This window comes from Nonomuraea jabiensis (assembly GCF_014204795.1).
In the GTDB taxonomy this organism is placed as follows: Bacteria; Actinomycetota; Actinomycetes; order Streptosporangiales; family Streptosporangiaceae; genus Nonomuraea; species Nonomuraea jabiensis.
In genome coordinates this window covers 11845229-11870600 of the sequence record NZ_JACHMB010000001.1, presented here as the reverse complement: position 1 = coordinate 11870600, position 25372 = coordinate 11845229, and the positions used below count along the sequence as shown (strand labels likewise).

Annotated in this window: 21 protein-coding genes; 14 read left to right on the top strand and 7 right to left on the bottom strand. The window is 71.4% G+C overall.

Going from position 1 to position 25372, the window contains the following annotated elements; genetic code table 11:
• The gene (locus tag HD596_RS54270) at positions 1-780 is read right to left on the bottom strand and encodes a phytanoyl-CoA dioxygenase family protein (RefSeq protein WP_185077226.1); all 780 of its coding nucleotides are present in this window, start codon (positions 778-780) and stop codon (positions 1-3) included.
• Positions 781-815: 35 nt separating this feature from the next.
• Between HD596_RS54270 and HD596_RS54265 the strand changes: the two genes are divergently transcribed.
• From HD596_RS54265 to HD596_RS54250, 4 genes are all read left to right on the top strand, one after another.
• Positions 816-1733 (top strand): helix-turn-helix domain-containing protein, encoded by a 918-nt coding sequence (locus HD596_RS54265; RefSeq protein ID WP_185077225.1) that lies wholly within the window; start codon positions 816-818, stop codon positions 1731-1733.
• A 510-nt stretch (positions 1734-2243) separates the two neighbouring features.
• Positions 2244-2786, top strand: coding sequence for a (2Fe-2S)-binding protein (locus HD596_RS54260; RefSeq protein WP_185077224.1), 543 nt, complete (start codon positions 2244-2246; stop codon positions 2784-2786).
• A complete protein-coding gene (locus HD596_RS54255; protein ID WP_185077223.1) occupies positions 2783-3742 on the top strand; it encodes an FAD binding domain-containing protein in 960 nt (319 codons plus the stop codon). Before HD596_RS54260 ends, HD596_RS54255 begins: the two co-directional genes overlap by 4 nt.
• Positions 3739-5793, top strand: coding sequence for a xanthine dehydrogenase family protein molybdopterin-binding subunit (locus HD596_RS54250; RefSeq protein ID WP_185077222.1), 2055 nt, complete (start codon positions 3739-3741; stop codon positions 5791-5793). Before HD596_RS54255 ends, HD596_RS54250 begins: the two co-directional genes overlap by 4 nt.
• On the opposite strand, the gene HD596_RS54245 is transcribed toward HD596_RS54250, so the two are convergent.
• A complete protein-coding gene (locus HD596_RS54245) occupies positions 5747-6667 on the bottom strand; it encodes an AraC family transcriptional regulator (RefSeq protein ID WP_246555476.1) in 921 nt (306 codons plus the stop codon). The genes HD596_RS54250 and HD596_RS54245 overlap by 47 nt on opposite strands.
• A gap of 78 nt (positions 6668-6745) precedes the next feature.
• Entirely contained in the window at positions 6746-7900 is a 1155-nt protein-coding gene (locus HD596_RS54240) for an ROK family transcriptional regulator (RefSeq protein ID WP_185077221.1), read from the bottom strand.
• Between the two features lie 164 nt (positions 7901-8064).
• On the opposite strand from HD596_RS54240, the gene HD596_RS54235 reads away from it, so the two are divergent.
• From HD596_RS54235 to HD596_RS54205, 7 genes are all read left to right on the top strand, one after another.
• Positions 8065-9366, top strand: a complete 1302-nt coding sequence (locus HD596_RS54235) for a glycoside hydrolase family 36 protein (protein ID WP_185077220.1) — start codon at positions 8065-8067, stop codon at positions 9364-9366.
• On the top strand, positions 9363-10289 hold the full coding sequence (locus HD596_RS54230) for a carbohydrate ABC transporter permease (RefSeq protein ID WP_221520039.1): 927 nt from the start codon (positions 9363-9365) through the stop codon (positions 10287-10289). Before HD596_RS54235 ends, HD596_RS54230 begins: the two co-directional genes overlap by 4 nt.
• A 6-nt stretch (positions 10290-10295) precedes the next feature.
• On the top strand, positions 10296-11105 hold the full coding sequence (locus HD596_RS54225) for a carbohydrate ABC transporter permease (RefSeq protein WP_185077219.1): 810 nt from the start codon (positions 10296-10298) through the stop codon (positions 11103-11105).
• A 14-nt stretch (positions 11106-11119) separates the two neighbouring features.
• Positions 11120-12424 (top strand): ABC transporter substrate-binding protein, encoded by a 1305-nt coding sequence (locus tag HD596_RS54220; protein WP_185077218.1) that lies wholly within the window; start codon positions 11120-11122, stop codon positions 12422-12424.
• 8 nt (positions 12425-12432) lie between these two features.
• On the top strand, positions 12433-13977 hold the full coding sequence (locus HD596_RS54215) for an alkaline phosphatase D family protein (RefSeq protein ID WP_185077217.1): 1545 nt from the start codon (positions 12433-12435) through the stop codon (positions 13975-13977).
• A 10-nt stretch (positions 13978-13987) separates the two neighbouring features.
• Positions 13988-15925: an NPCBM/NEW2 domain-containing protein gene (locus HD596_RS54210; protein ID WP_185077216.1), complete on the top strand. Its 1938-nt coding sequence runs from the start codon at positions 13988-13990 to the stop codon at positions 15923-15925.
• Positions 15926-15989: 64 nt separating this feature from the next.
• Positions 15990-17618 carry a beta-N-acetylhexosaminidase gene (locus tag HD596_RS54205; protein WP_185077215.1) on the top strand — a complete coding sequence of 543 codons (1629 nt, stop codon included), beginning with the start codon at positions 15990-15992 and terminating at the stop codon, positions 17616-17618.
• Here the strand turns inward: HD596_RS54205 and HD596_RS54200 are convergent.
• On the bottom strand, positions 17615-18118 hold the full coding sequence (locus tag HD596_RS54200) for a DUF2087 domain-containing protein (RefSeq protein WP_221520038.1): 504 nt from the start codon (positions 18116-18118) through the stop codon (positions 17615-17617). The genes HD596_RS54205 and HD596_RS54200 overlap by 4 nt on opposite strands.
• Before the next feature lie 8 nt (positions 18119-18126).
• Between HD596_RS54200 and HD596_RS54195 the strand changes: the two genes are divergently transcribed.
• Complete coding sequence (locus HD596_RS54195) at positions 18127-18690, top strand: hypothetical protein (RefSeq protein ID WP_185077213.1); 564 nt, start codon at positions 18127-18129, stop codon at positions 18688-18690.
• A gap of 170 nt (positions 18691-18860) precedes the next feature.
• Here HD596_RS54195 and HD596_RS54190 read toward each other — a convergent pair whose 3' ends face one another.
• The 3 genes from HD596_RS54190 to HD596_RS54180 are packed head-to-tail and all read right to left on the bottom strand — an operon-like array spanning position 18861 to position 23238.
• Positions 18861-21368 (bottom strand): DEAD/DEAH box helicase, encoded by a 2508-nt coding sequence (locus tag HD596_RS54190; RefSeq protein WP_185079319.1) that lies wholly within the window; start codon positions 21366-21368, stop codon positions 18861-18863.
• 41 nt (positions 21369-21409) lie between these two features.
• Entirely contained in the window at positions 21410-21907 is a 498-nt protein-coding gene (locus HD596_RS54185; RefSeq protein WP_185077212.1) for a GNAT family N-acetyltransferase, read from the bottom strand.
• A 59-nt stretch (positions 21908-21966) separates the two neighbouring features.
• Positions 21967-23238 carry an acyltransferase family protein gene (locus tag HD596_RS54180; RefSeq protein WP_185077211.1) on the bottom strand — a complete coding sequence of 424 codons (1272 nt, stop codon included), beginning with the start codon at positions 23236-23238 and terminating at the stop codon, positions 21967-21969.
• 195 nt (positions 23239-23433) lie between these two features.
• On the opposite strand from HD596_RS54180, the gene HD596_RS54175 reads away from it, so the two are divergent.
• Together HD596_RS54175 and HD596_RS54170 are read left to right on the top strand one after the other, a co-directional pair.
• Positions 23434-24669 carry a sensor histidine kinase gene (locus HD596_RS54175; RefSeq protein ID WP_246555474.1) on the top strand — a complete coding sequence of 412 codons (1236 nt, stop codon included), beginning with the start codon at positions 23434-23436 and terminating at the stop codon, positions 24667-24669.
• On the top strand, positions 24660-25307 hold the full coding sequence (locus tag HD596_RS54170) for a response regulator transcription factor (RefSeq protein ID WP_185077209.1): 648 nt from the start codon (positions 24660-24662) through the stop codon (positions 25305-25307). Before HD596_RS54175 ends, HD596_RS54170 begins: the two co-directional genes overlap by 10 nt.
• The last annotated feature ends 65 nt before the right edge of the window (positions 25308-25372 follow it).

The following is a 25372-nucleotide window of genomic DNA, read 5'->3' as shown; positions in this document are numbered from 1 at the left end:
TCAGTGCGGGCCGGTGATCTCGGTGCCGCAGGGGCCGCCGCCCACGGACGCCTCCAGCCGGACGGGTTCGCCCGACATCGTGAGGGTCGGGTAGTACTCGGCGATCCGCTCGGCCGAGCGCCCCACGTAATGGCAGATGAAGCTGCGCCTGAAGCGGTCGGCCGTGCTGTTCGGCTCCGAGCCGTGCACCAGGCTGCCGTTGAAGAACAGCACGTCCCCGGGCTCCATGTCCACCGGCACCTTCGCCAGGCCGGGCGGCGGCGGCACGTACTCCCTGGTGAAGGAGCTGTCCTGGTCCGCCTCCTCCGGGCAGAACAGGTCCATGAGGTGCGTCCCCGGCACGACCTCCAGGCCGCCGTTGGCCCGGTCGACCTTGTCGAGCGCCACCCATGCGGCCACGCACGTGCCCGGCTCGACCCGGAGGTAGAAGTTGTCCTGGTGCAGCGCCTGGCCCCTGGCGCCCGGCGGCTTGAAGTAGAACATGCTCTGGGCTGCTATCGGCTCCTCGCCCAGGAGGTCGCGGAGAATCGCGGCGATGCGCGTGTCGAGCAGGTACCGCAGGGCCAGGTCGTTCACCTGATGAGGGTGCATGATCCGCGGGTAGTCACGCAGGATGTCGTACGGCCGGCCGGGCTCCTGCGGCTGCGGGGCGAAGTGACCCGGGATGGGCCCCTTGGCGTGCAGCGCCATGAACTCGTCGCGCAGCTCGGCCACCTCTTCGGGGGCGAGGAGACCGGGCACCAGCAAGAACCCCTGATCGTGGAAGTCATTGAGCCTCATGGTTCCCACGCTAGAGACCGGGATCGTGGAACGGTATGCCTGTGACCGCTGAGGACCTGTCTGTTCCTGCTGCCGAGCTGACGATCGTCGGCCACTACGACAATGCGCCCGGGTACGCCACGCGCCGTCCCGCCGGGTCGCCGAGCTGGCTGCTGCTGTGGACGGAGGCGGGGGCGGGGTTCGTGGCGCAGGGCGGGGCGTCGTTCGAGGTCCGGGCGGGGGACCTGGCGGTGCTCGGGTCCGGGGTGCCGCAGTACTACCGGGTGCTGCCGGGGGCGGAGCGGTGGCGGTTCTGGTGGGTGCACTTCCAGCCCCGGCCCTCGTGGACGGCCTGGCTGGGGCCGTTCGCCCGGGGCGACGGGTGCCATCTGGTCGGGGACGTGCCGGTGGGCGTGCGCGGGCGGATGGGGCTGGCGTTCGAGCGCGCGCTCCAGGACGCCCGGTGGGTGCCGGGCGCGCCCCTGCCCGACGCGTACCGTCCCGTGGCGGCTCCGGCCGCGGCGCGGGTGCCCGCCGTCGTCCTGGCGGGGCCGGTGCGTGAGCTGGTGCTGGGGGCCGTCGAGGAGGCGATCGTCCTGGCCACGGCCTCCGCCCGGCCGGAGGGGGTGCGGCGGCCGGACGAGGGCGACGAGCGGGTACGCCGGGCGCTCGCGCTCATCGCCGCCGAGCCCGGCGCGGCGCACTCGGTCGCCTCGCTCGCGCGGGCCGTCGCGCTCTCGCCGTCCCGCTTCGCCCACCTGTTCGCCGCCGAGACCGGGCGCAGCCCGATGCGGGCCGTCCGCGAGGCGAGGGTACGGCACGCCGCGAGCCTGCTGGAGGTGACCGACCTGGACGTGGGGCAGGTGGCGGCGGCGTCCGGCTTCGTCAGCCCGTTCCACTTCAGCCGGGCCTTCAGCCGCGAGTACGGCATGCCACCCCGCGACTACCGCGCCCGCCGCCGCCCGCCCTCCTGACCCACGGCGGGACGGCTTGCTCGATGGTCGCGATCCGGTGCGGGTCCGGAGACGGCTGCTCGACCTGGCACAGGGCAATCCGCTGGCATTGACGGAACTGCCGTCGACGTCGCCGTGGCCGACGCCCGGGATCTTCGCGAAGTGCTGGCGGAGCGCGGCCACCACCGCGCGGACGTGATCGTGAGCGGGCTGCCCTAGGCGGCGTTCACCCCGAGCCGGCAGTACGACCTGCTCGACGCCCTCACCGGCGCGCTCGCCCCGCACGGCGCGTTCACCACGTTCGCGTACACGCACACGCGGTCCCTGGCCTTCGATTAGAGGTCGATCATGCCGGCCGACGACCGTCTGCTGCGGGGCGGGATGGTCATGGCGATGTCATGGCGATGTTCCACGGACACGTCGCCGTCGAGAGAATCCGCCACCCGAGCAGGAATGGGCAAGGACGCGCGAGCTTTGGGGATCGTCCGCCGGCCGCAGGACTGATTACGTAGCCGAGAGAAAGGAAGGACGATGACAAACCACCACCGCAGCGTGATATCGCTGCAGGTCAACGGCGCGCCGCACCGGTTGAGCGTCGACAATCGCACGACGCTGCTGGACGCGTTGCGCGAGGACGTCGGCCACACCGGACCCAAGAAGGGCTGCGACCACGGCCAGTGCGGCGCGTGCACCGTGCTCCTCGACGGCAGGCGGGTGGTGTCCTGCCTGACGTTGGCGGTGGCCGCCGAGGGCGAGGAGATCACGACCGTCGAGGGGCTGGCCGGTGACGGCGAACTGCTGCCGCTTCAGCGGGCGTTCATCAGGCTCGACGGCTTCCAGTGCGGATATTGCACGTCCGGGCAGCTCTGCTCGGCCGTCGGGATGCTGGCCGAGCACGCCGCGGGCTGGCCCAGCGCGGCCAGTGCCGACGTGTCCCCGGACGGCCCGGCGCCGGTGCTGGACGCGGCGGAGGTGCGCGAGCGGATGAGCGGCAACCTGTGCCGCTGCGGCGCTTACCCGTCGATCGTGCGCGCCGTGCTCGAGACGGCGGCCCAGGAGGAGATCGCGGGATGAAGGAGTTCGCCTACGAGCGCCCGACGGACGTCCGTGACGCGCTGATCGCAGCCGACGGCGGCGGCCGGTACCTGGGCGGCGGCACCAACCTCGTCGATCTGATGAAGGAGGGGGTGGAGGCTCCCACGAGGCTGGTCGACGTACGGCGGCTGCCGCTCGCCGGCGTCAGCGAGGCGCCGGACGGCGGGCTCGTCATCGGCGCCACGACGACCAACAGCGACCTCGCCGCCCACCCCGAGGTACGGCGGCGCTACCCGGCGCTGAGCCAGGCGGTGCTGGCGGGCGCGTCCGGCCAGCTGCGCAACATGGCCACGGTGGGCGGCAACCTGCTGCAGCGGACCCGGTGCGCCTACTTCGCCACGCAGATGTGCAACAAGCGGGTCCCCGGCACCGGGTGTCCCGCGATCGCCGGGGAGCACCACAACCACGCCATCCTCGGCTGGACCCCCAGCTGCGTGGCCACCCATCCCTCCGACATGGCGGTGGCGATGCTGGCGTTCGACGCCGTCGTGCGCTACGAGACGCTCGACGGCCCCGGCGAGATCCCGCTGGCGGACTTCTACCCGCCCGTCGGGGACACCCCGCACCGCGAGACGGCGCTGCCGCCGGGCGCGTTGATCACCGCGGTGGCCCTGCCGGGCAGCGCGGTGTCCCCGAGATCGCGCTACCGGAAGGTCCGCGAGCGCGCGTCCTACGCCTTCGCCACCGTTTCCGTCGCGGCGGGGCTCGACCTGGACGCAGGTTCGGTACGGATCGCTCTCGGCGGGGTCGCCTCGCGGCCCTGGCGCGCCCGGACCGCCGAGGCTTTCCTGCTGGAGGCCCCCCTCACGCCTGAGGCGTTCCGGGCCGCCGCCGATGCCGAACTGGCCGCCGCCGAACCGCTGCCCGGCAACGCCTACAAGGTGAGGCTGGCCGGCAATCTCATCGAGACCGTGCTGAAGGAGCTCCGGCCATGAACGCAGTAGGGGTCGCGCAGCCCCGGATCGAGGGCCGGGACAAGGTCACCGGCGCCGCCCGCTACGCCGCCGACGTGCCCGTACCAGGGCTGGCCTTCGGCGCGGTCGTCCTGGCCACCGTGTCCCGCGGCCGCGTCCGCGACATCGACGTCTCCGCCGTTCAGGACATGCCCGGCGTGCTGGGCGTGATCGACCACAGGAACGCGCCTCGCCTCAACCCGAAGGCGGGCGGCTTCTTCGGCCCGGACGGCCAGCTGCAGCTGCTGCAGGACGAGGTGATCCCCTTCGCCGGACGGCCCGTCGCGCTCGTCGTCGCCGAGACGCCCGAGCTGGCCCGGGCGGCAGCCGAGGCGCTGCCGGTGACCTACGACGAGGAGCCGCACGACACCGGCTTCACCGCCGATCACCCGGCGGGCCGTCCGGCGGTGACGCTCTTCGACGAGCCCGTGAACGTCGGCGACGTGGAGGCGGAGCTCGCCGCGTCCCCGGTGGTGATCGAGGAGCGCTACCGTACGCCCGAGGAGCACTGCAGCGCCATGGAGCCGCACTCGGCGACCGCGTGGTGGGAGGGAGAGCGGCTGGAGGCGATCGACTCCAACCAGGGGCCGTTCACCGTGGCCGTCACCCTTGCCACACTGTTCTCGTTGAGCCCGGATCAGGTGCGCATCCGCACCGAGCACGTCGGCGGCGGCTTCGGGTCCAAGGGACTCTGCGGTCCGCAGCTGATCCTGGCCGCGATGGCCGGGCGGCTGTTCGGCCGGCCCGTGCGGGTCACGCTCACCCGCGCCCAGGTGTTCCTGGCGACCGCGATGCGGCCGGCGACCGATCAGCTGATCCGGATCGGCGCCGATGCCGACGGCCGCCTGCGGGCGATCTGGCACGAGCCGGCCTTCGAGATCTCGACGTTGGCGGAGTACATCGAGGGCTGCACAGAGCTCACCAAGACGCTCTACGCGGCGCGCGCCATCCGTACCCGGCTCACGGCGGTCCCGCTCGACATCCTGCCGCCGTACTCGATGAGGGGACCGGGCGCCGCGCCCGGGTCGTTCGCTCTCGAATCGGCCATGGACGAGCTGGCGGAGCGGCTGGGCATGGATCCGCTCGAGCTGCGGCTACGCAACGAGCCGGTGGCCGGTCCTGTGTCCGGCCTGCCGTTCAGCAGCCGCAACCTGGTCGCGTGCCTGCGCGAAGGCGCCCGCAGGTTCGGCTGGGACACGCGTGATCACCGGCCGCGCCTGCGGCGGGAGGGAGCTCTGCTGGTCGGCACCGGGCTGGCCGCCTCGTCCTTCAGCGCCGGGGCCTTCCCCTCGTCGGCCACGATCACCGCCGAGACGGACGGGACCTTCACGGTGGCCATCGGCGCCACCGACCTCGGCACCGGCGCGCGCACCGCGCTGACCGCGATCGCCGCCGACGCGCTGAAGGTCGGCACGGAGCGGATCCGGCTCAGGATCTCCGACAGCCGCCTCGGTCCCGTCTGGAGCGCGGGCGGATCCCGGGGGACCACGTCCTGGGCCTGGGCGATCACCGAGGCCGCGGAGAAGCTGCGCGGCCAGGGGTACGGCGGGACGGTCACGGCCGACACCACCCGGTCGCTCGGCGACCTCCCGTCCCGTGAACGGCATGCCTACAGCGCCGTCTTCGCCGAAGTGACCGTCGACCCGGTGACCGGCGAGGTGCGCGTGCGCCGGTTGCTCGGGATGTTCGCCGCCGGCCGGGTGGTCAGCCCGCTCATGGCCCGCAGCCAGGTCATCGGCGGCATGATCGGCGGGCTCTCCATGGCGTTGCACGAAGAGGGCCTTCGCGATCCGGTTTCCGGCCGGCACGTCAACGCGGACTTCGCCGGCTACCACATCGCCGCGCATGCCGACGTGCCCGACATCGAAGCCGATTTCGTCCCCGACTACGAGCCCGGCATCCCCATGGGTGTCAAGGGCGTCGGCGAGATCGGCAACGTCGGTACGGCCGCCGCGATCGCGAACGCCGTCTGGCACGCCACCGGGGTCAGACAGAGATCCCTGCCGATCCGCCTCGACCGCGTGCTGGAGTGAGGAGCTTGGCGTCCTGGCTCGGCGGCGCACCGAACTGGCGGCGGTATTCGCGGCTGAACTGCGACGGGCTGTCGTAACCGACGCGACGGCTGACGGCGGCGATGTCACCCGGGGCCGCGGCGAGCTGGAGCCGCGCCTGCTGGAGGCGGATCTGCTTCTGGAACTGGATCGGGCTCATCGCGGTGGCGGCACGGAAATTGCGGTAGAAGGCGGAGGCGCTCATCCCCGCGAGCCTGGCCACGTCCTCGACGCTGAAAGGCTGCGCGTAGTGGTCGCGGATCCACTGGACCGCGCGGGCGACATGGCTCAGGCTGCTGTCGGGAAGCCCGAACTGGCGCACGATCGCGCCCTGATCGCTGGTGATCAGCCGCCAGAGGATCTCCCGTTTGACGAGCGGCGCGAGGACGGCGATGTCGCTGGGCCGGTCGAGCAGGCGCAGCAGGCGGACGACGGCGTCGAGGAGCTCGGCGGAGGCGGTGCTGATCGTCAGGGCGGGCGGCGCGTCGTCGTCGAGCTCCGGCAGGTCGCCCGGCGCCGCCTGCAGCAACACCTCCGCGATGGCCGCCGGATGCAGGGTCAGCCCGACCCCGAGCCCGGGTCGTCCCGGGCTGGCCTTCGCGAAATGGGCGGTCACCGGCAGGTCGACCGAGGCGACGAGATACTGCCCCTCCCGGTACTCGTAGAGCTGCTCGCCCAGCGCGAACCGTTTCGTGCCCTGAGCGACGACCGCCAGCACCTTGCCGTAGGTCGTCGGGGTCGGGGGCTGGGGGCGCTCGGCCTTGAAGATCAGGACATCGTCGATGGAGGTCCCGAGGTCGGGGCGAGCATGGCGGAGGAGGAGGTCGCGCAGCTCGTCGAGGGCCATGAACCCCATCCAAACACCGCGCGACGTCCGGCGACAAGCGGGCAGGAGGCCGAGGCGGCCTCCTTCCGCCCGCCTTCCTGACCCGGGTCAGCGGGTGACCGGGAGGGGGCCCTTGTCGGGGGTGAAGAGCTGGTCGTCGAGGTGGTCGACCGCGTAGTCGATGGCCCCCACCACCACGCACTCGTCCCCCAGCGCGGACGCCCGCACCTCCGGCATCCGCATGCACGTACGCTCCAGCCGCTCCCGCAGCCGCCCCAGCAGCACGTCGGAGGAGCGGGAGAAGCCGCCGCCCAGCACCACCATCTGCGGGTCCAGGATGAGCACCATCGCGGCCGTGCCCACCGCGAGGTCGTCCACGTACCGCTCGACGGCGGCGAGCGCCACCGGGTCACCGTTGCGGGCGGCGGCCAGCGTCCACCCGGCCGCGTCCTCGGGCGGCGTGCCCTCGGGCAGGGACGGGCAGGTGTTGAGGTGCTCGGCGGGGTCGAACCAGCGGGCCTCGGGCAGCATGGAGATCTCCCCGGCCGCCGCCCCGAAACCTCTGTGCACCTTCCCGCCGATGATCAACCCGGCTCCCATGCGCCGCCCGACGTGCAGGAACACCACGTCCCTGGCGCCCTTGGCCACCCCGCGCCGGGTCTCGGCCATGGCGGCCAGGCGGCTGTCGTTCTCGATGAGGATCTGGCAGGGGAACATCTCGCGCAGCTTGCCCGCGAGGTCGAGGTCGCGCCAGGCGGGCACGGCGGCCGAGTAGATGACGCGCCCCTCCACGTCGATCACGCCGACAGTGCCGACCGAGATCATCCACAGGTCGGAGACCGACGTGCGGCTGAGCGCCAGGCAGCCGGAGACGGCGCGGTCGATCGCCGCCAGGCGCTCCTCGATCGGGTCGTCGGGCAGCACCGGCTGCCGGGTCTCGGCGAGGATCTCGCCGTCCAGGTCGGACAGGGCTGCGCGGATGTTGTGACCCCCTATGTCCACCCCGACCAGGTAGCCGCTGTCGGCCCGGAAGCGGTAGCGGCGGGCCGGCCGGCCCATCGTGCCGGGGCTCGGCGGCACCTCCTCCACCCAGCCCAGGCCCATGAGCTCGTCGGTGACCTCCTTCATGGACGGCCGGGACAGGCCGGTGCGCCCGGCGAGCGCCGACAGGGTGAGCGGCCCCGCCCTGCGCAGCTCCCGGATGGCCGTCAGCGAGTTGAGCTGCCGCAGCCGGGACAGGTCGCCGCCGCGAACGTCCGCCATCGCCGTCCTTAAGTAGGTCTCCTCTGTAACCAGAGATTATGCCAGCGATCGACGGCTGTATGCGCCCCCTCCATCTGCCGTGGGCGACAGAAATCCGTCATTGACCCCGCCGGAGTGCCGGTGCTACTAATGAAGCGCTCCTTCGTAAGTCGAGAGGATTGAGGATGTCGTTCGAAGACATCGGCGAGATCAGGTGCGGCCCTGGCGAGGCGCGGGTGTTCGAGCACGGCTGGCAGTCGTGGAGCCCCACCGGCGCGTACCGCCTGACGGACGCCCCGCCCCGGCCCGCCGACGAGACCATCCAGATCCTCGCCTACCGCCCAGAGACCCCCATCCCCCCGGGGGTGTTCCAGGGCGAGGGGCTGCTGGCCGTCGAGCCGGGCGACGGCTCCGTCGAGCTCTGGTCCGCGCCGAGCCCCCTCCAGGTGCCCTCGATCAGGGCGCGTGAAGAGGGCGGCCGCCTGGTGATCTCCGCCGACGGCCCGGTACGCCACCACCGCGCCGAAGGCGGCCTGGACCAGGCCCTGCGCGACTGGGCGGACACCATGACGGACAAGCGGACGTTCCCCGCCGTCCCGCCCATGTGGTGCACCTGGTACGGCTACTGGGACAAGGTCACCGACGCCGACGTCATCGACAACCTCCAGCGCTCCGAACGCCTCGGCCTGGGCGCCGACATGTTCCTCATCGACGACGGCTACGAGGCCGAGATCGGCGACTGGCTGGAGGGGCGGCCGGAGTTCGGCTCGCTCGCGCGGGCCGTGGACGCCGTCACGGGCGCCGGGCGGCGGGCCGGGATCTGGACCGCGCCGTTCCTCGTCGGCCACCGCAGCCGGATCTTCCGCGAGCACCCCGACTGGCTGGTCCGGGACGCGTACGCCGGCCGCATGTGGGACCAGGACCTGGCCGTGCTCGACGTCACCCACCCGGAGGCGGCCGAGCATCTCGTCGACGTCTTCCGCACGTTCAGCGCCATGGGCATCAGCCACTTCAAGCTCGACTTCGTCTACGCGGGAGCCCTCGCGGGCGGGCGGCACGAGGACCTCGACCCGATCGCCGCCTACCGGCGGGGCCTGGAGCTGATCCGCCGGGGCGCGGGCGCGGACGCCACCCTGCACGGGTGCGGCGCGCCCATGCTGCCCAGCATCGGCCTGGTCGACGTCATGCGGGTCAGCCCGGACATCGCGCCGACCCTGCACCCCAAGTCCGGCGACATCAGCCAGCCGTCCCAGCTCGGCGCCCGGCTCACGGGCGCGGCCCGCGAGTTCCTGCACGCCCGCTGGTGGGTGAACGACCCCGACTGCATCATCCTGCGCCCCGAGGTGGAGGCGCGGGAGGAGTGGGCCGCGCACATCGCCGGCACGGGCGGCCTGCGCGGGTCGAGCGACCCGATCGCGGCGCTGGACGACTGGGGCCTGGAGACGACCCGGCGCCTCATGGTCCCGACGGCCACGGACCCGTCGTGACCAGCCACACCGCGCGGGCAAGCCTGATGGCGGACGTCAAGGTGGTCAAGAGGCGGGGGAGCGGCTGGCACGCCTACCTCTTCGTCGGCCCCAGCCTCTTCGGGGTGATCGCGTTCCTCCTGCTGCCGATGCTCATCGTGCTCGTCCTCAGCCTCTTCGACTGGGAGCTGCTCTCCTCCCCCGAGTTCGTCGGGCTGGACAACTACCGCCGCCTGGCGGGGGACGGGCAGGCGTGGCACTCGCTCGGGGTGACGGTCGCGTACGTCCTGCTGTGCATCCCGCTCCAGACCGTGCTCGCCCTGACCCTCGCCATGCTGCTCAACCAGCGCATCAAGGGCGTCAGGTTCTACCGCTCGCTCTTCGTGGTCCCCTGGATGGCCACGCCCATCGTCCTCGCCCTGATCTGGAACTGGATCTTCGACCCCCGCGACGGCGCCATCAACAGCGCGCTCGCGCTGGTCGGCGTCACCGGCCCCGACTGGCTGTCCGACCCCGCGTGGGCGCTGCCCGCCGTCGCGCTGGTCAGCATCTGGCAGTACACCGGCTACAACATGCTGTTCTTCCTGGCCGGCCTGCAGGGCATCCCGAAGGAGCTGCACGACGCGGCCGAGACCGACGGCGCGACCCCGGCCCAGCGGTTCTGGCGGGTCACGCTGCCGCTGCTCAACCCCACGATGTTCTTCGTCAGCGTGACCAACCTGATCGGCGCCTTCCAGGTGTTCGACACGGTGTTCGCGATGACGGACGGCGGCCCCAGCCACACCACCGAGGTGCTGAACTTCCGCATCTACCAGACCGCGTTCAAGGAGTTCGACTTCGGCTACGCGGCCACGCTGTCGACGCTGCTCTTCCTGATCATCTTCCTGGTGACGATGGTGCAGGTCAGGTTCTTCGGCAAGCGCACCACCTACGACCTGAGCTGAGAGACCATGGCCAAGCGAATTCTCCTGTACGCCGTGCTCGCCATCGGTGCGTTCGTCTCCGTCTTCCCGTACCTGCTCGTGGTCCTGACCGCGTTCAAGACGCAGGGGCAGCTCAGCGGGACGGCCCCGTGGCTACCGGGGCTGCCGCCGACCACGGACAACCTGGCGAAGATGCTGGCCGGCGACTTCCCCCGCTACCTGCTCAACACGGCCGTGATGACGGCGCTGCTGACGGCCGGGCAGCTGGTGTTCACCACGTTCGCGGCGTACGCGTTCGCCCGGCTCCGGTTCCGGGGCAGGGACGCGCTGTTCTGGCTGTTCGTGGCCACGATGATGGTGCCCAGCGCCGTCACCATGATCCCGCTGTTCCTGATCATGCGGCAGCTGGACCTGGTCAACACCTGGTACGGCCTGCTCGCCCCGTACGTGCTCGGCACCCCGTACGGGATCTTCCTGATGCGGCAGTTCTTCAAGACGCTGCCCGCCGGCCTGGAGGAGGCGGCGCGGATCGACGGGGCGGGCCCGCTGACGATCCTGGTGCGCGTCATGCTCCCGCTCTGCCGCCCGGCGCTCGGCACGCTGGCGATCATCACCGTGATCTCGTCCTGGAACAGCTTCCTCTGGCCGCTGATCATCACGAGCGGCGACGACACCAAGGTCATCACGGTGGCCATCGCCACGCTCAAGCAGGGCATCGGCGTCGACTACAACCTCATGATGGCCGGCAGCCTGATCGCGCTGGTGCCGATGGTGGCCATCTTCATCTTCTTCCAGAAGCACATCGTCAGATCCGTGGTCCTCACAGGTCTCAAGTAAGAAGAGGTCAGCGAATGTCGCACAACCCCCCGATTCGCTGGGCGCTGCTCGGCGCCGCCCTGCTCGCCCTCACCGCCTGCGGCTCGGGCTCGGGCGGCGGCGGCGAGTCCGATCAGGTCACGTTGACGTACCGGCTCTGGGACGACCAGCAGAAGGTCGGCTACGAGAAGGTCATGGCCGCCTTCGAGAAGGCCAACCCCGGCATCCACGTCAACATCGAGCTGCTGCCGTACGACCAGTACTGGACGAAGCTCACAGCCGACGCCGTCGCGGGCACCGCGCCGGACGTGTTCTGGATGACCCCCACCCAGTTCCCCGAGTACGTCACCAAGGGCGTCCTGTCGCCGGTCCAGGTGGACGCCTCGAAGTACCACCAGACCGTCGTCGGCTCCTTCACCTACGAGAACAAGCTCTACGGCGTCCCGAAGGACTGGGGCATCGTCGGCCTGCTCTACAACAAGGACCTGTTCAAGCAGGCCGGCGTCGAGATGCCCGACAAGCTGACCTGGGCCAAGGACGGCACCGGCACCCTGCTCGACACCGCGCGCAAGCTCACCGTGGACGAGGCCGGCAAGCACCCCGGCGAGGCGGGCTTCGACCCCGCCAAGGTCAAGACGTACGGCTTCGCCTCCTGGAACCACTACCAGACGCAGTGGATGAACTGGGTCAGTTCCAACGGCGGCAAGCTCGTCGACAAGCCCTTCGGCAAGTACGCCTTCAACGACCCGGCGTCGGTCGAGGCGCTGCAGTTCGGCGTGGACCTGATCAACAAGCACCACGTCGCCCCGCCCGCCACCCAGACGAACCCGCCCACCGGCAAGGTCACCGACATGTTCAAGGCGGGCAAGGTCGCGATGTTCCCCGCCAACAACGCGCTGCTGCCGTTCGTGGCGCCGGAGGCCACGTTCGAGATGGGCGTCGCGGCCATGCCCGAGGGGCCGCAGGGCCGCTCGGTCAACCTGAACGGCCTGGCCGAGGCCGTCTACGCCAAGAGCAAGCACCCCAAGGAGGCCATGAAGCTGGCCGAATACCTCGGCACCCAGGAGCCGCAGAAGATGATGGCCGACGGCGGCTACGTCTTCCCCGCGCTCAACGGCCTCAGCCAGGGCTACGTCGACTACTGGAAGGCCAAGAAGATCGACGTCACGCCCTTCGAGCAGGAGGCCCAGGGCTCGACCTTCCCGCTGCCGATCACCACCGGCTTCACCGGCTTCGAGACCAAGCTCAACCAGATCTTCAACGAGATGTACCTCGGCAAGCTCACCCCCAAGGCCGCCGCCGACCAGGCCGTGGCCGAAGGCAACGCCACCGTCAAGTAAGGATCCCCATGATCACCCGGCGTTCTCTGTTCGCCGGGGGCGCGAGCCTGGGCATTTCCGCCGCACTGGGTGCCGAACCCGTGCGCGCGGCCGTCCGGCGCGCCCCTCTCTCCGACCCCTTCCAGCTCGGCGTCGCCTCCGGCGAGCCCACGCCCGGCGGCGTGGTCCTGTGGACACGGCTCGCCATGAACCCGGTCGCCCTCGACGGCCTCGGCGGCATGCCGGACCGCCCCGTGCCGGTCCAGTGGCAGCTCGCCAAGGACGAGAACTTCCGGCACGTCGTACGGCGCGGCGTCGAGGTCGCCCGGACCGACGCGGCCCACAGCGTGCACGTCGAGCTCGACGGCCTCCAACCGGGCGCCGAGTACTTCTACCGCTTCAAGGCCGAGGGCGAGCTCAGCCCCGTCGGCCGCACCCTCACCGCTCCCGCCCCCGGCACCCGCAGCCGGGCGCTGAACCTGTCGTTCACCTCCTGCGCCGACTACCAGGTGGGCTGGTTCACGCCGTACCGCAGGATGGCCGAGGACCAGCCCGACCTGATCGCCTTCCTCGGCGACTACATCTACGAGTACGGCGACTACAAGTACCCGGTCCGCGACCAGGCCGGCGGCGAGTGCTTCGACCTGGCCGGATACCGGTTACGCCACGCCCAGCACAAGGCCGACCCCGAGTCGCAGCTGGCCCACGCCATCGCCCCCTGGGTCGTGGTCTGGGACGACCACGACATCGAGAACGCCTGGGCCGGCGACGTGCCCGAGCAGCCCGACCCGCCGTTCCTCGCCCGCCGGGCCGCCGCCTTCCAGGCGTACTACGAGAACATGCCGCTGCGCCGCGCCCAGAAGCCCAACGGCTCGGCGCTCAAGCTCTACCGCAGCATCCGCTGGGGCGCGGTGGCCAACCTGCACCTGCTCGACACCCGCCAGTACCGCGACCTGTACGCGTGCACCGGCAAGAGCGGCACCGTCGGCCCCGACTGCCTCGACCGCCTGGAGCCGAACCGCACGATCCTGGGCCGCGACCAGGAGAGCTGGCTGGACGGCGAGCTGAAGGGCTCGCGCGCCACCTGGGACCTGCTCGGCCAGCAGGTCTTCCTCATGGAGATGGACTGGACGAACGGCGAGGGCAAGGGCTACTCGAACGAGGGCTGGGACGGCTACGTCGCCTCCCGCAACCGCCTGACGGCCGCCATCGACACCTACAAGCGCAACGCCGTCGTGCTCACCGGCGACGTGCACAGCCACTGGGCCGGCGAGGTCAAGCGCGACTACCAGGACCCGGAGTCGAAGTCCGTGGCCGTCGAGCTGGTGACCACCTCGGTGACGAGCGCGGGCAACGGCCTGGACGAATACCCCAACACGCAGGTGCTGCTCGACGAGAACCCGCACGTGAAGTTCTTCAACGGCCGCCGGGGCTACGTGCGCACCAAGCTCACGCAGCAGGAGATGAAGGTCGACTTCCGGTCGCTGTCACGCGTCACCGAGCCGTACGCCCCCGCCTACACCTCCGGCTCCTTCGTCATCGAGCCGGGCGCCGCCAGACTCAACCCCGCCTGACAGGACTCCCATGCGCATCCTCACGGCCGCCGCGGCGGCGGCCCTCCTCGCCATGCCCTTCGTCCCCTTAGCCGGCGCCGCCGACGCGGCGGCCGGCCCGCCGATGGGCTGGAGCAGCCGCTCCCTCGGCTGCTCGGTCTCGGAGTCGTCGGTCCGCAAGGCCGCCGACGCCCTCGTGCCCCTCGTCCCGCTCGGCTACCGGTACGTCATCATCGACGACTGCTGGCTGGCCACGCACCGCGCGGGCGGCGCCCTCGCCCCGGACGCCACCCGCTTCCCCGGCGGCGTCGCGGCCCTGGCCGACTACGTCCACGGCAAGGGCATGAAGCTGGGGCTCAGCCTGTCGGCGGGCACCAAGGCGTGCTCCGGCGGCGGCCCCGGCTCGTACAGGAGCGAGGCCGCCGACGCCGAGCAGCTCAAGGGCTGGGGCGTCGACTACGTCAAGTACGACTGGTGCAACATCCCCGCCGCCGACTTCCCCGGCCAGAACGTGCAGCAGATCGCCCAGGTCCTCTACCCGCGCATGCGCCAGGCCCTCGGCGCGGGCGTCGTGTTCGCCATGAACAACGAGGACGGCAGCACCGTGCCGTGGCTCTGGGGCAAGGGCGCGGGCGCCACCACCTGGCGGACGAACGTCTACAACCGCCCCATCCCCGACACCTACGCCTCGATGGTGGACGTCTGGGAGACCAACCAGCTCAGGGCCGAGTACGCGGGCCCGGGCAGCTGGGCAGACCCCGACCTGATCCAGGCCGGGCGCGGCGGGATGACCGAGGCCGAGTACCGCACCCAGTTCACCCTCTGGGCCGTCGGCGCCGCGCCGCTGATCCTGCAGGCCGACCCGGCCGCCGCGCCGCCCTCGGTCGTGGCCAACCCCAAGGTCGTCGCCGTGAACCAGGACTCGCTGGGCGTCCACGGCACGTTCGTCAAGACCGACGGCTGGTACCACGTGCTGTCCAAGCCGCTGGCCAACGGCGACCGGGCCGTGGCGCTGTTCAACGAGAGCGACCGGGCGGCCACCATCGCGACCCGGCTCGGCGGCTCGCGCTACCGCGTCGAGGAGCTGTGGAGCGGCGCGGTCGCCTCCTCCACGGGCGCGCTCTCGGCCCAGGTCCCCGCGCACGGCGCCCTGCTCTACCGGGTGAGCGAGAGCCGCGAGCAGGCGCCGCCGCTGGTGACGTTCGAGGCCGACCCGCCCGCCTTCCTCGGCGACGACCGGCCCTCGGTGCTGGAGCCGGGCAAGGCCGGCGAGATCGTCACCCGGGTCACGAACACCGGGGCCACCGCGCGGCTGCGCGACGTCGAGGTCGCGGCCCGCGTACCGGACGGGTGGCAGGTCGCCGCGCGCACGACCACCAGGGCGAGCCGGCTCGACGGCGGCCAGACGCTCACCGTGAAGTGGGCGGTCACCCCGCCCGCCGGCGCGACGCCGGGCAACTACGAGCTCACCTTCACCCAGGGCGCGCGGAGCGCCGTGGCCGTCGTGACGGTCGCCACGGCGCCGGGCCGGGGGCGGACCTTCCTCAGCGACGTGGCCTGGACCAGCGCCAAGAACTACTTCGGCCCGGTCGAGAAGGACACCAGCAACGGTGACAAGGCGGCCGGAGACGGCAAGCCGATCACCATCGAGGGCGTCACCTACGCCAAGGGCCTCGGCGCCCACGCGCCCGCCGAGATCGAGTACTACCTCGCCGGGCGCTGCTCGACCGTCGAGTTCCAGGCCGGGATCGACGACGAGGTCGGCGCGGCGGGCTCGGCCGACTTCGAGGTCTGGGCCGACGGCGGCCGGGTCGCCCACTCGGGCGTGCTCACCGGCTCGATGCCCGCCCGCAAGGTCACCGCGTCCGTCGAGGGCGCCAGATATGTCCGGCTGGTCGCGACCAACGGAGGCGACAACGCGACCTCCGACCACGCCGACTTCGCCGAAGCCACCGTCACCTGTAACTAATAGGAAATCTGCCACGAACGGCCGCTACGGCCGCAACCGGGCAGGACGGCGGGGCGGCCATGAGATGTGCAGGTTTCCTATTAGGAAGGACATACCGTTGTTGATCGTTCCCAAGCCCGTCAAGCACGAGCCCAGGCCAGGGGCGTTCGTTCTCGACCGCGAGACCTCGCTCGCCGCCGATCCGGCGCTCGGCGGGGTGGCCGCCTGGCTGCGCGGCGAACTCGCCCCCGTCACCGGTGGCGAGCTGCTGCCGGGGGGCTCGGGAACGATCACCCTGGCGCTCGGCGACCTGCCGCCGGAGGCGTACCGGCTGACCGTCGGCGCCACGGTGGAGATCGTCGCGGGCGGCCCCGCCGGGGCGTTCTACGGGGCGCAGACGTTCAGGCAGCTGCTGCCGCCCGCCGCTCTCAGGAAGGCCGGGGGCGGCCCCTTCGAGGTGCCCGGCGCGTACGTCGAGGACGCGCCCAGGTTCGGCTGGCGCGGGGCCCTCCTCGACGTCGCCCGGCACTTCATGGTCAAGCGGGACGTGCTCCGCTTCATCGACCTGCTGGCCCTGCACAAGCTGAACGTCCTGCACCTGCACCTCACCGACGACCAGGGCTGGCGGGTCGAGATCCGCCGCTACCCGAGGCTGACCGAGGCCGGCTCCTGGCGCAAGGAGAGCCAGACCGGCTGGAACGGCCCCATGGACGGCCGCCCGCACGGCGGCTACTACACCCAGGACGACCTGCGGGAGATCGTCGCCTACGCGGCCGCGCGGCACGTGACGGTGGTCCCCGAGATCGACCTGCCCGGCCACACCCAGGCCGCCATCGCCGCCTACCCGGAGCTGGGCAACCTGGACGCTCCCCTGGAGGTGCGCACGACCTGGGGCGTCGGCCACAACGTGGTCAACGTCGAGGACAGCACGATCAAGTTCTTCCAGGACGTGCTGGACGAGGTGCTGGAGCTGTTCCCCAGCCCGTACATCGTGCTGGGCGGCGACGAGTGCCGCAAGGACCAGTGGCGGGCCAGCCCGGCGGCGCAGCGGCGCATCGCCGAGCTGGGGCTGCGGGACGAGGAGGAGCTGCAGAGCTGGTTCATCCACCAGTTCGACGCCTACCTGACGGCGCGCGGCCGCAGGCTCGTCGGCTGGGACGAGATCCTGGAGGGCGGTCTCGCGCCCGGCGCGGTGGTCGCGTCCTGGCGCGGCGAGCTGGGCGCGGTGACCGCCGCCAGGAGGGGCCACGACGTGATCAACTGCTCGAACACGAGCCTCTACCTGGACTACCGGCAGGCGCCGGGGGAGGAGGAGCCGGTCCCGTTCGGGACGGTGCTGGCGCTGGAGGACGTCTACGCCTTCGAGCCCGTGCCCGCCGACCTGCGCGGCGAGCCGGCGGCCGCCCGCGTGCTGGGCGCGCAGTGCTGCCTGTGGACGGAGCTGATCGACTCCACCCGGCACGCGGACTACATGGCCTTCCCCCGGCTCGCGGCCTTCTCCGAGACGGTGTGGAGCTCTGCCGAGCGCGACCTGGCCGACTTCCGCACGCGGCTGGCGGCGCACCTGCCCCGGCTGGCGGCTCTCGGCGTGGAGTACCGGCACGAGGAGGGGCCGCTGCCCTGGCAGACCCGGCCCGGCGTGCCGGGGCGGCCCGAGGACCCGGAGCGCTGGCAGGCCAAGCTGGACGCCTGGACCAGCAACCTGCGCCGCTAGACCTCCACGTGTCCGCCGCTGCGCCAGTAGACGTTGCCCTCCCTGGACAGCAGCCCCTCGTCCACCAGGTAGCGGCGCAGCGCCGCGTAGTCGTCGTGGAAGGCCCGCAGCGTCACGTTGACGTCCTTCTCCGGGTAGCGCACGCCCGGCTCGAACAGCGTGGCGATGTAGCGCAGCACCACGAGCCGCTTGTCGCGGCGCATCCCCATGGTCGTCAGCCGCCCGTCCACCAGGAACGTGCGCAACACCCGCTCATCGGCGCTCAGCGCCTGCGCCGGCTCGGCCCGCGCCCGCAGCAGCTCCCTGAACCGCTCGGGCACGGCCCGCCACTTGCCGCTCTCGTCACACGCCGCCAGGCCGCCGCCGGCCAGCTTGCGCAGCGCCTTGGGGGACAGGCCGTCGCTCTCGCCCAGCACCAGGGAGGCGAAGGTCCGTAACGTGTCGTCCTGGGAGAGCAGCCCGAGCACGCGCCTGAGGTCTTCGTCGTTCACCCCTACCATTTTGTCGCATGATCCCAGCGCTGTTAGTCGCGGTCTCGCTCGCCATCCCGAACAACTTCCTGCTGTACGAGAAGGCCGCCGCCACCAAGGACGACAACCCCGAGACGAGCTGGACGGCCAGCGGCAAGAGGTCCGCCGCCCTGGTCGTCAACCCGTGCCAGAACGGCAGCCTCGCCCAGTCGGGCCGCGCCCAGGCCAGGACGCTCACCTACACCGCGGTGCCCGACTACTCCAAGTCCGAGCAGGTGATCCTCTACGTCGCGGCCGAGGCCGCGGGCAAGGCCCTGCGCGACCTGGGCGCCGCCGTACGCGCCTGCTCCAGGCCCGGCTACCGCTACTCCGCCGTCGCGGTCGACCTCGGCGACGAGGCGCTGAAGGTCACCGGCCAGGCCTACCAGGGCAAGAAGGCCGCCGTCGGCGGCGAGCGGGCCATCGTGACCCGCCGCGGGAACGCCCTGATCGTCTACACCGTGGCCGGCGAGTGGGGCAAGCCCGCCAAGGCCGACTTCAAGCAGCAGACCAGGGACACCAAGCGCATGCTCGCCAAGGTCTGCACCATAGCCGATTGCTGATTGCGGGAAATGTCTCGATCTTGGGACATTGTCATGACACGACCCCGACGTTCCACCGAGGACACTTAATCGACAGGCGTGTGCCGGGGCGCCCTTGCCAGTCCGTTCCGGCACACGGCTTGTCATTTTCTGGGGCTGCATTGGGCTTCGGGGGCAGCCCCAGCGCAGCTTCAGAGCCTGGTGAGGCCCGTAACGTGCAGGACCGCGCGGCCCTCCTCGTCGGAGGCCGCCAGATCCACCTGGGCGTCGATGCCCCAGTCACCGTCGCCGGCCGGATCCTTGATCGTCTGCCGGACCTTCCAGAGCCCGCTCTCCTCCTCGATCCGCAGCAGCGCGGGCCCGCGCGCGTCGGCGTCGGTGAAGATCTCCTCGTGGTCTGCGTAGTACGCGTCCAGCGCCGCGCCCCAGTCGACGTCGGGAGCCAGCTCCTCCAGCTCCTCCTCCTTCTCGATGGCGCACAGCTCGACCAGCCGGAACATCGCGTTGCGCACCAGCACGCGGAAGGCCCGCGGGTTGGCCGTGACCGGGCGCACCTTGGCCTCCAGCTGGTCCTTCTGCTCCAGCGCCTCGGCCGGGTTGGTGAGCTTCTCCCACTCGTCGATCAGCGAGGAGTCGACCTGGCGGACCAGCTCGCCGAGCCACTCGATCAGATCGACCAGATCATCGGTCTTGAGGTGCTCGGGCACCGTACGCGACAGCGTCCGGTAGGCGTCGGCCAGGTAGCGCAGCACCGTGCCCTCGGACCTGGCCAGCTCGTAGAACTGGATGTACTCGCCGAACGTCATCGCCCGCTCGAACATGTCGCGGATGACGGACTTGGGGCTGACCGTGTAGTCGCCCACCCACGGATGCCCGCGCCGGTAGGTCTCGTAGGCCCCGAGCAGCAGGTCCTCCAGCGGCATCGGGTACATGACCTCGGCCAGCTGCTCCATGCGCTCTTCGTACTCGATGCCGTCGGCCTTCATCTGCGCGACCGCCTCGCCGCGCGCCTTCTTCAGCTGCGCCGACAGGATCTGCCGCGGGTCGTCGAGGATCGACTCCACGATCGAGACGATGTCCAGCGCGTACGACGGAGACTCGCGGTCGAGCAGGTCGAACGCGGCCAGCGCGAACGTGGACAGCGCCTGGTTGAGCGCGAAGTCCTCCTGCAGGTCGATCGTCAGCCTGGCCCGCCGGCCCTGCTCGTCGGGTTCGGCGAACTGCTCCACGATGCCCCCGGCCAGCAGCGACCGGTAGATCGCGATGGCCTGGCTGATGTGCCGCCGCTGCCACTTGCGGTCCTCGTGGTTGTCGGTCAGCAGGTGCTTCATCGCCTGGAAGCAGTCGCCCGGCCGGTTGATGACCGCCAGCAGCATCGCGTTGCTGACCTTGAATCGGGAGTTGAGCGGCTCCGGCTCGGCCTCCTGGAGCTTCTGGAACGTCTCCTCGCTCCAGCCCACGAACCCCTCCGGCGGCTTCTTGCGCGCGTAGCCGCGCCGCCGCTTGGGGTCGTCGCCGATCTTGGCGAGCGCCTTGGCGTTCTCGATGTCGTGCTCGGGGGCCTGGCAGGCGACGTAGCCGATGGTGTCGAACCCGGCCCGGCCCGCCCGGCCCGCGATCTGGTGGAACTCGCGGGCGCGCAGCCGCCGCACCTTGTTGCCGTCGTACTTGGACAGCGCCGTGAACAGCACCGTCCTGATCGGCACGTTGACGCCGACGCCGAGGGTGTCGGTGCCGCAGATGACCTTCAGCAGCCCCGCCTGGGCCAGCCGCTCCACCAGGCGCCGGTATTTCGGCAGCATCCCCGCGTGGTGCACGCCGATGCCGTGACGCACCAGCCGGGACAGCGCCCGCCCGAAGCGCGTGGTGAACCGGAAGCCCCCGATCATCGCGGCGATGGCCTCCTTCTCGGCCTTCGTCGCCATGTTGATGGACATCAGGGCCTGCGCCCGCTCCATCGCCGCCGCCTGCGTGAAGTGCACCACGTAGACCGGCGCCTGCCCGGTCTTGAGCATCTCCTCCAGCGTCTCGTGCAGGGGCGTCATCCGGTAGGAGTAGACCAGCGGCACCGGGCGCTCGGCGTGCTTGACCACGGACGTCGGCCGGCCGGTGCGCCTGGTCAGGTCGCGCTCGAACATCGACACGTCGCCGAGCGTGGCCGACATGAGGATGAACTGCACGTTGGGCAGCTCCAGGATCGGCACCTGCCACGCCCACCCGCGGTCGGGCTCGGCGTAGAAGTGGAACTCGTCCATGACGACCTGGCCGATGTCGGCCCCGGCGCCGTCGCGCAGGGCCACGTTGGCCAGGATCTCGGCCGTGCAGCAGATGATCGGCGCGCCCGGGTTGACGCTGGCGTCGCCGGTCATCATGCCGACGTTCTCGGTGCCGAAGATCGCGCACAGGTCGAAGAACTTCTCCGACACCAGCGCCTTGATCGGCGCGGTGTAGAAGGTGCGCTGGTCGCGCGTCAGCGCCGTGAAGTGGGCACCCGCGGCCACCAGCGACTTGCCCGAGCCGGTCGGGGTGGCCAGGATCAGGTTGCTGCCGGAGACGACCTCGATGAGCGCCTCCTCCTGAGCGGGATAGAGAGTGAGCCCCCGCTCGGAGTTCCACTGGACGAACGCGTCGAAGATCGCGTCCGGGGTGGCGTCGATGTCTTCGGGCAGGCGGTCAACGAGTAGGCTCACGCTCTCTATCCTGCCGAAGTTTGCCGGGTGGTCGAACCGGCCGGGGCCTCTTATCGCAATTCGAGCTGAAGCAGCACGGTGTCGATCCAGCGTCCGTGCTTGAATCCGACCGCCCGCAGCCGTCCCACCTCCTCGAACCCGAACGCCTTGTGCAGCCGGGCCGACGCCGGGTCGCCCGAGTCGGCGATCACTGCGATCATCTGGCGGGCGGCGGTCTGGCCGGTCGCCTTGATCAGCTCGGCGAGGAGCAGCTTCCCGAGCCCCCGTCCGGTGTGGCCGGGCGCCAGGTAGATCGTGTCCTCGACCGTGTGCCGGTAGGCCGGCTTGGGGCGGTACTGGGAGACGTAGGCGTACCCGGCGACCGCGCCGTCCACCTCGGCCACCAGGAACGGCAGCCCCGCGCCCGCGATGCCGTCCGCCTTGGCCCGCCACTGGTCGACGCCGAGCGGCGTCTCGTCGAAGGTGGCCACGCCGCCGGTCACGTAATGGGCGTAGATGTCGGCGACGGCGGGCAGGTCGGCTTCGGCAAGGGCGCGGATACTCGTCATGGCTCACATTCTGCGCAACGGCGTGTGACGGCGGTGTTTCGCGACCCTCACCCGTGCCCTCACGCCCGTGCCCGCGGCGCCGTCAGCAGCAGCCCGCCGAGCAGGGCGAGCACCGCCAGGAACGGCCCGCCGCCGGGGGCGAACCCGCCCACCGTCAGGGCCAGCACCCCGCCGCCGATCAGCGCGACCGAGGCGAGCGTGCCGGCCCATCCGCCCTTCCCGTACGGCAGCGCGGGCGGCGTCTCGAACCGGTGGAACCCCTTCAGCAGCGGCCACATGACCAGGCACAGCAGCCCGAACCAGAGCGGCCACCCGGCCAGCCAGAACGCGCTCCCGGGCCGCGGCGTGTCGATCCCCAGCAGGACCACCACCACGCCGGTCACCGCGAACAGGGCCGGCATGTGCCAGAGGTACACGGTCATGATCCGGGGGCCGGCCCAGGCCAGCAGGCGGCCGGTGCGCAGCCGGAGCAGCCACGGCCGCAGCAGGGTGACCAGGCCGATCTGGCCGATCCCGACGGCCAGCATGGCGAGGGTGGGCGGGGCCATGTTCGACACCTCGGCGCCCGGCAGGCCGATCATGCTGCCCGGGTAGGGGCCGAAGGCCACCAGCAGGGCCGCGGCCCCGTACCCGCCGATCGCCAGCGCCCACGGGCGCCGCAGCCGGCCCTCGGCGTAGAAGAAGCCGACCTGGTGCACCGCCAGCCAGACGAACACGACGTTCAGGTAGCCCAGCGCCTCGAACCCGGTCGAGAAGCGCACCACGTCCGTCAGCACCGCCCCGGCCGCCAGCGCCGCGGGGACGCGCAGGCCGTACCGCTCGTGCAGGCGCAGCACGTACGGGGTGACCGTGACGGCGATCAGGTAGACGGCCAGGAACCACAGGAGCTGGCCGGTCAGCCGCGCGCCCGTCTCCAGCGGCTGCTGCGGCACCCCCAGCATGAGCAGCACGTGGGGGAGCGGGATCCACACCGCCGCCAGCGGCAGCAGCGGCCAGGCCAGCCGGCGCAGCCGCGTGGCCAGCCACCGCTGCGCGCCCTTGTCCGCCCGGGCGTAGCTGATCGCGTTCGCCGCGCCGCCCGCGAAGAACACCAGCGGCATGACCTGGCTGATCCACGTCACCACCCACACGCCGGGCGTCGACAGCGCGTTCCCCGTGGTCAGCCGGCCGCCGTCATAGGTCAGCACCGGGATCGTCCAGTGCTGGAACACGATGAGCGCCATGCCGAAGACGCGCAGCAGGTCGATGAACGGGTCCCGCGCCGCCGTGCGGGTGCCCGCGCGGGATGGCGCCGCGGGCGCGGCGGTGGGGCGGTCCAGCAGGACGGTCATGGGTTGCCTCGATTCGCACGGAGGAGATGGGATCAAGGCTCCCGTCGGGGGCGTTCGCGCACATTGCCGCTCGCCACCGTCTTGCGGTCCAGATCACGTGACCCTCCCGGGTAGGGCTGGCCCTACCCCCGGACACCCGTACACCCGCTCGTGCCCGGAGCCGCCACGCCATACGGTGATTCCATGCGCTCCCGGATGAGGCGTGTCCTTCTCGACACCCGCTACACGCTCGTCGGCTTCCCCACGGCCGTCATCGGCTTCGTGATCATGCTCGCCGGCTTCGCGGCCGGCCTGGGCACGGCGATCGTGTGGCTGGGCGTGCCGCTGCTGGCCGGAACGCTGATGGCCGCCCGGGGCTTCGCCGACGCGGAGCGGGGCTGGCTGGCCGACGTGCTGGACCGCCCGCCCGTACGGCCCCGCTACAAGCCCGCGCCGCCCGGGGCGGGCCGCTTCCGCCGCATCGTCAACCCGCTGACCAGCGGGCAGTCCTGGCTCGACCTGCTGCACGGCATCATCAACCTGCCGTTCGCCATCCTGTCGTTCGTGCTCACCGTGGTGTTCTGGGCGCTCCCGCTGGTGGGCCTGACCTATCCGGTGTACGGCATCATCACCTCGCGCATCCCCGGCAACGTGGAGCTGCCCGAGCTGCTCGGCCTGGGCGACGGCTACGGCGTCAACTCGATCTTCTACGTCTCCCTCGGCCTGGTCTTCGCGCTGATCATGCCGTTCGTCGTGCGCGGCTCCGCGCTGGTGCGCGCCGGGCTCGGCCGGGCCCTGCTGACCGGCGTGGCCGAGCTGCAGGAGCGCATCGACGACCTGGCCCAGGGCCGCGCCGCCGCCGTCTCCGCCGAGGCCAACGCGCTGCGCAAGCTGGAGCGCGACATCCACGACGGGCCGCAGCAGCGGCTGGTCTCGCTGGCCATGGAGTTGTCCAGGGCACAGCGGCAGCTGGCCAAGGACCCCGAAGCCGCGCAGGCCACGATCAAGTCCGCCATCTCCGCCACCCGCGAGACGCTCGACGAGCTGCGCGCGCTCTCGCGCGGCATCGCGCCGCCGATCCTGTCCGACCGCGGGCTCGCGCCCGCGCTGGCCGCCCTGGCCGGGCGCTGCACGGTCCCCGTCGACCTCGACGTGCAGACCGCCGAGCGCTACCAGGCCGCGGTGGAGAACGCCCTCTACTTCGTCTGCGCCGAGACCCTCACCAACGTGGCCAAACACAGCCGCGCCACCAGCTGCGCGATCCAGCTGGTCCGCATCGGCGACATCCTCATGCTCACGATCGGGGATGATGGGGTCGGCGGCGCACACGTCGCCAAGGGACACGGTCTCGCCGGGCTGGCCGACCGGCTCCGCGCCGTCGACGGGGAGCTGAGCGTGCAGTCGCCGGACGGCGGGCCGACAGTGATCGTGGCGGAGGTGCCGTGCGGGTAGTCGTGGCCGATGACGCGGTTCTGATCAGGGAGGGCCTGGTCAGGTTGCTGGAGGAGTTCGGCTGCGAGGTGGTCGCGACCGTCGGTGACGGCGACGCCCTCGTGCGGGCGGTCGCCGAGCACAGGCCGGACGTGTCGGTGGTCGACGTGCGCATGCCGCCGTCGTTCACCGACGAAGGGCTCAGGGCGGCCGTGGAGGCGCGGCGCAGGGTGCCCGGGGCGCCCGTGCTGATCCTCTCGCAGTACGTCGAGGTCTCCTACGCCGACGACCTGCTCGCCGACGCCAGGGGCGCGGTGGGTTACCTGCTCAAGGACCGGGTCGTCGACGTGGACGAGTTCCTGGAGGGCCTGCGGCGGGTAGCCGCGGGCGGGACGGTGTTCGATCCGCAGGTGGTGTCCCAGTTGATGGTGCGCAGACGTAAGGACGACCCGCTGGCGCAGCTGACGCCGCGGGAACGTGAGGTGCTCGGGCTGATGGCCGAGGGGAAGTCCAATCCGGCCATCGGACGGCAGCTCGTGATCAGTGACGGGGCCGTGGAGAAGCACATCAGGAGCATCTTCAACAAGCTCGGCCTCTACGCGGAGGACAGCGACCAGCATCGCCGGGTGCTCGCCGTCCTGACCTACCTGCGTTCCTGATCCTCCCCGCGAGGGGGGTGAGGGGTGGTCGAGGGGTGATGGCCGGTCCGCGCGGCGTCGCGCGC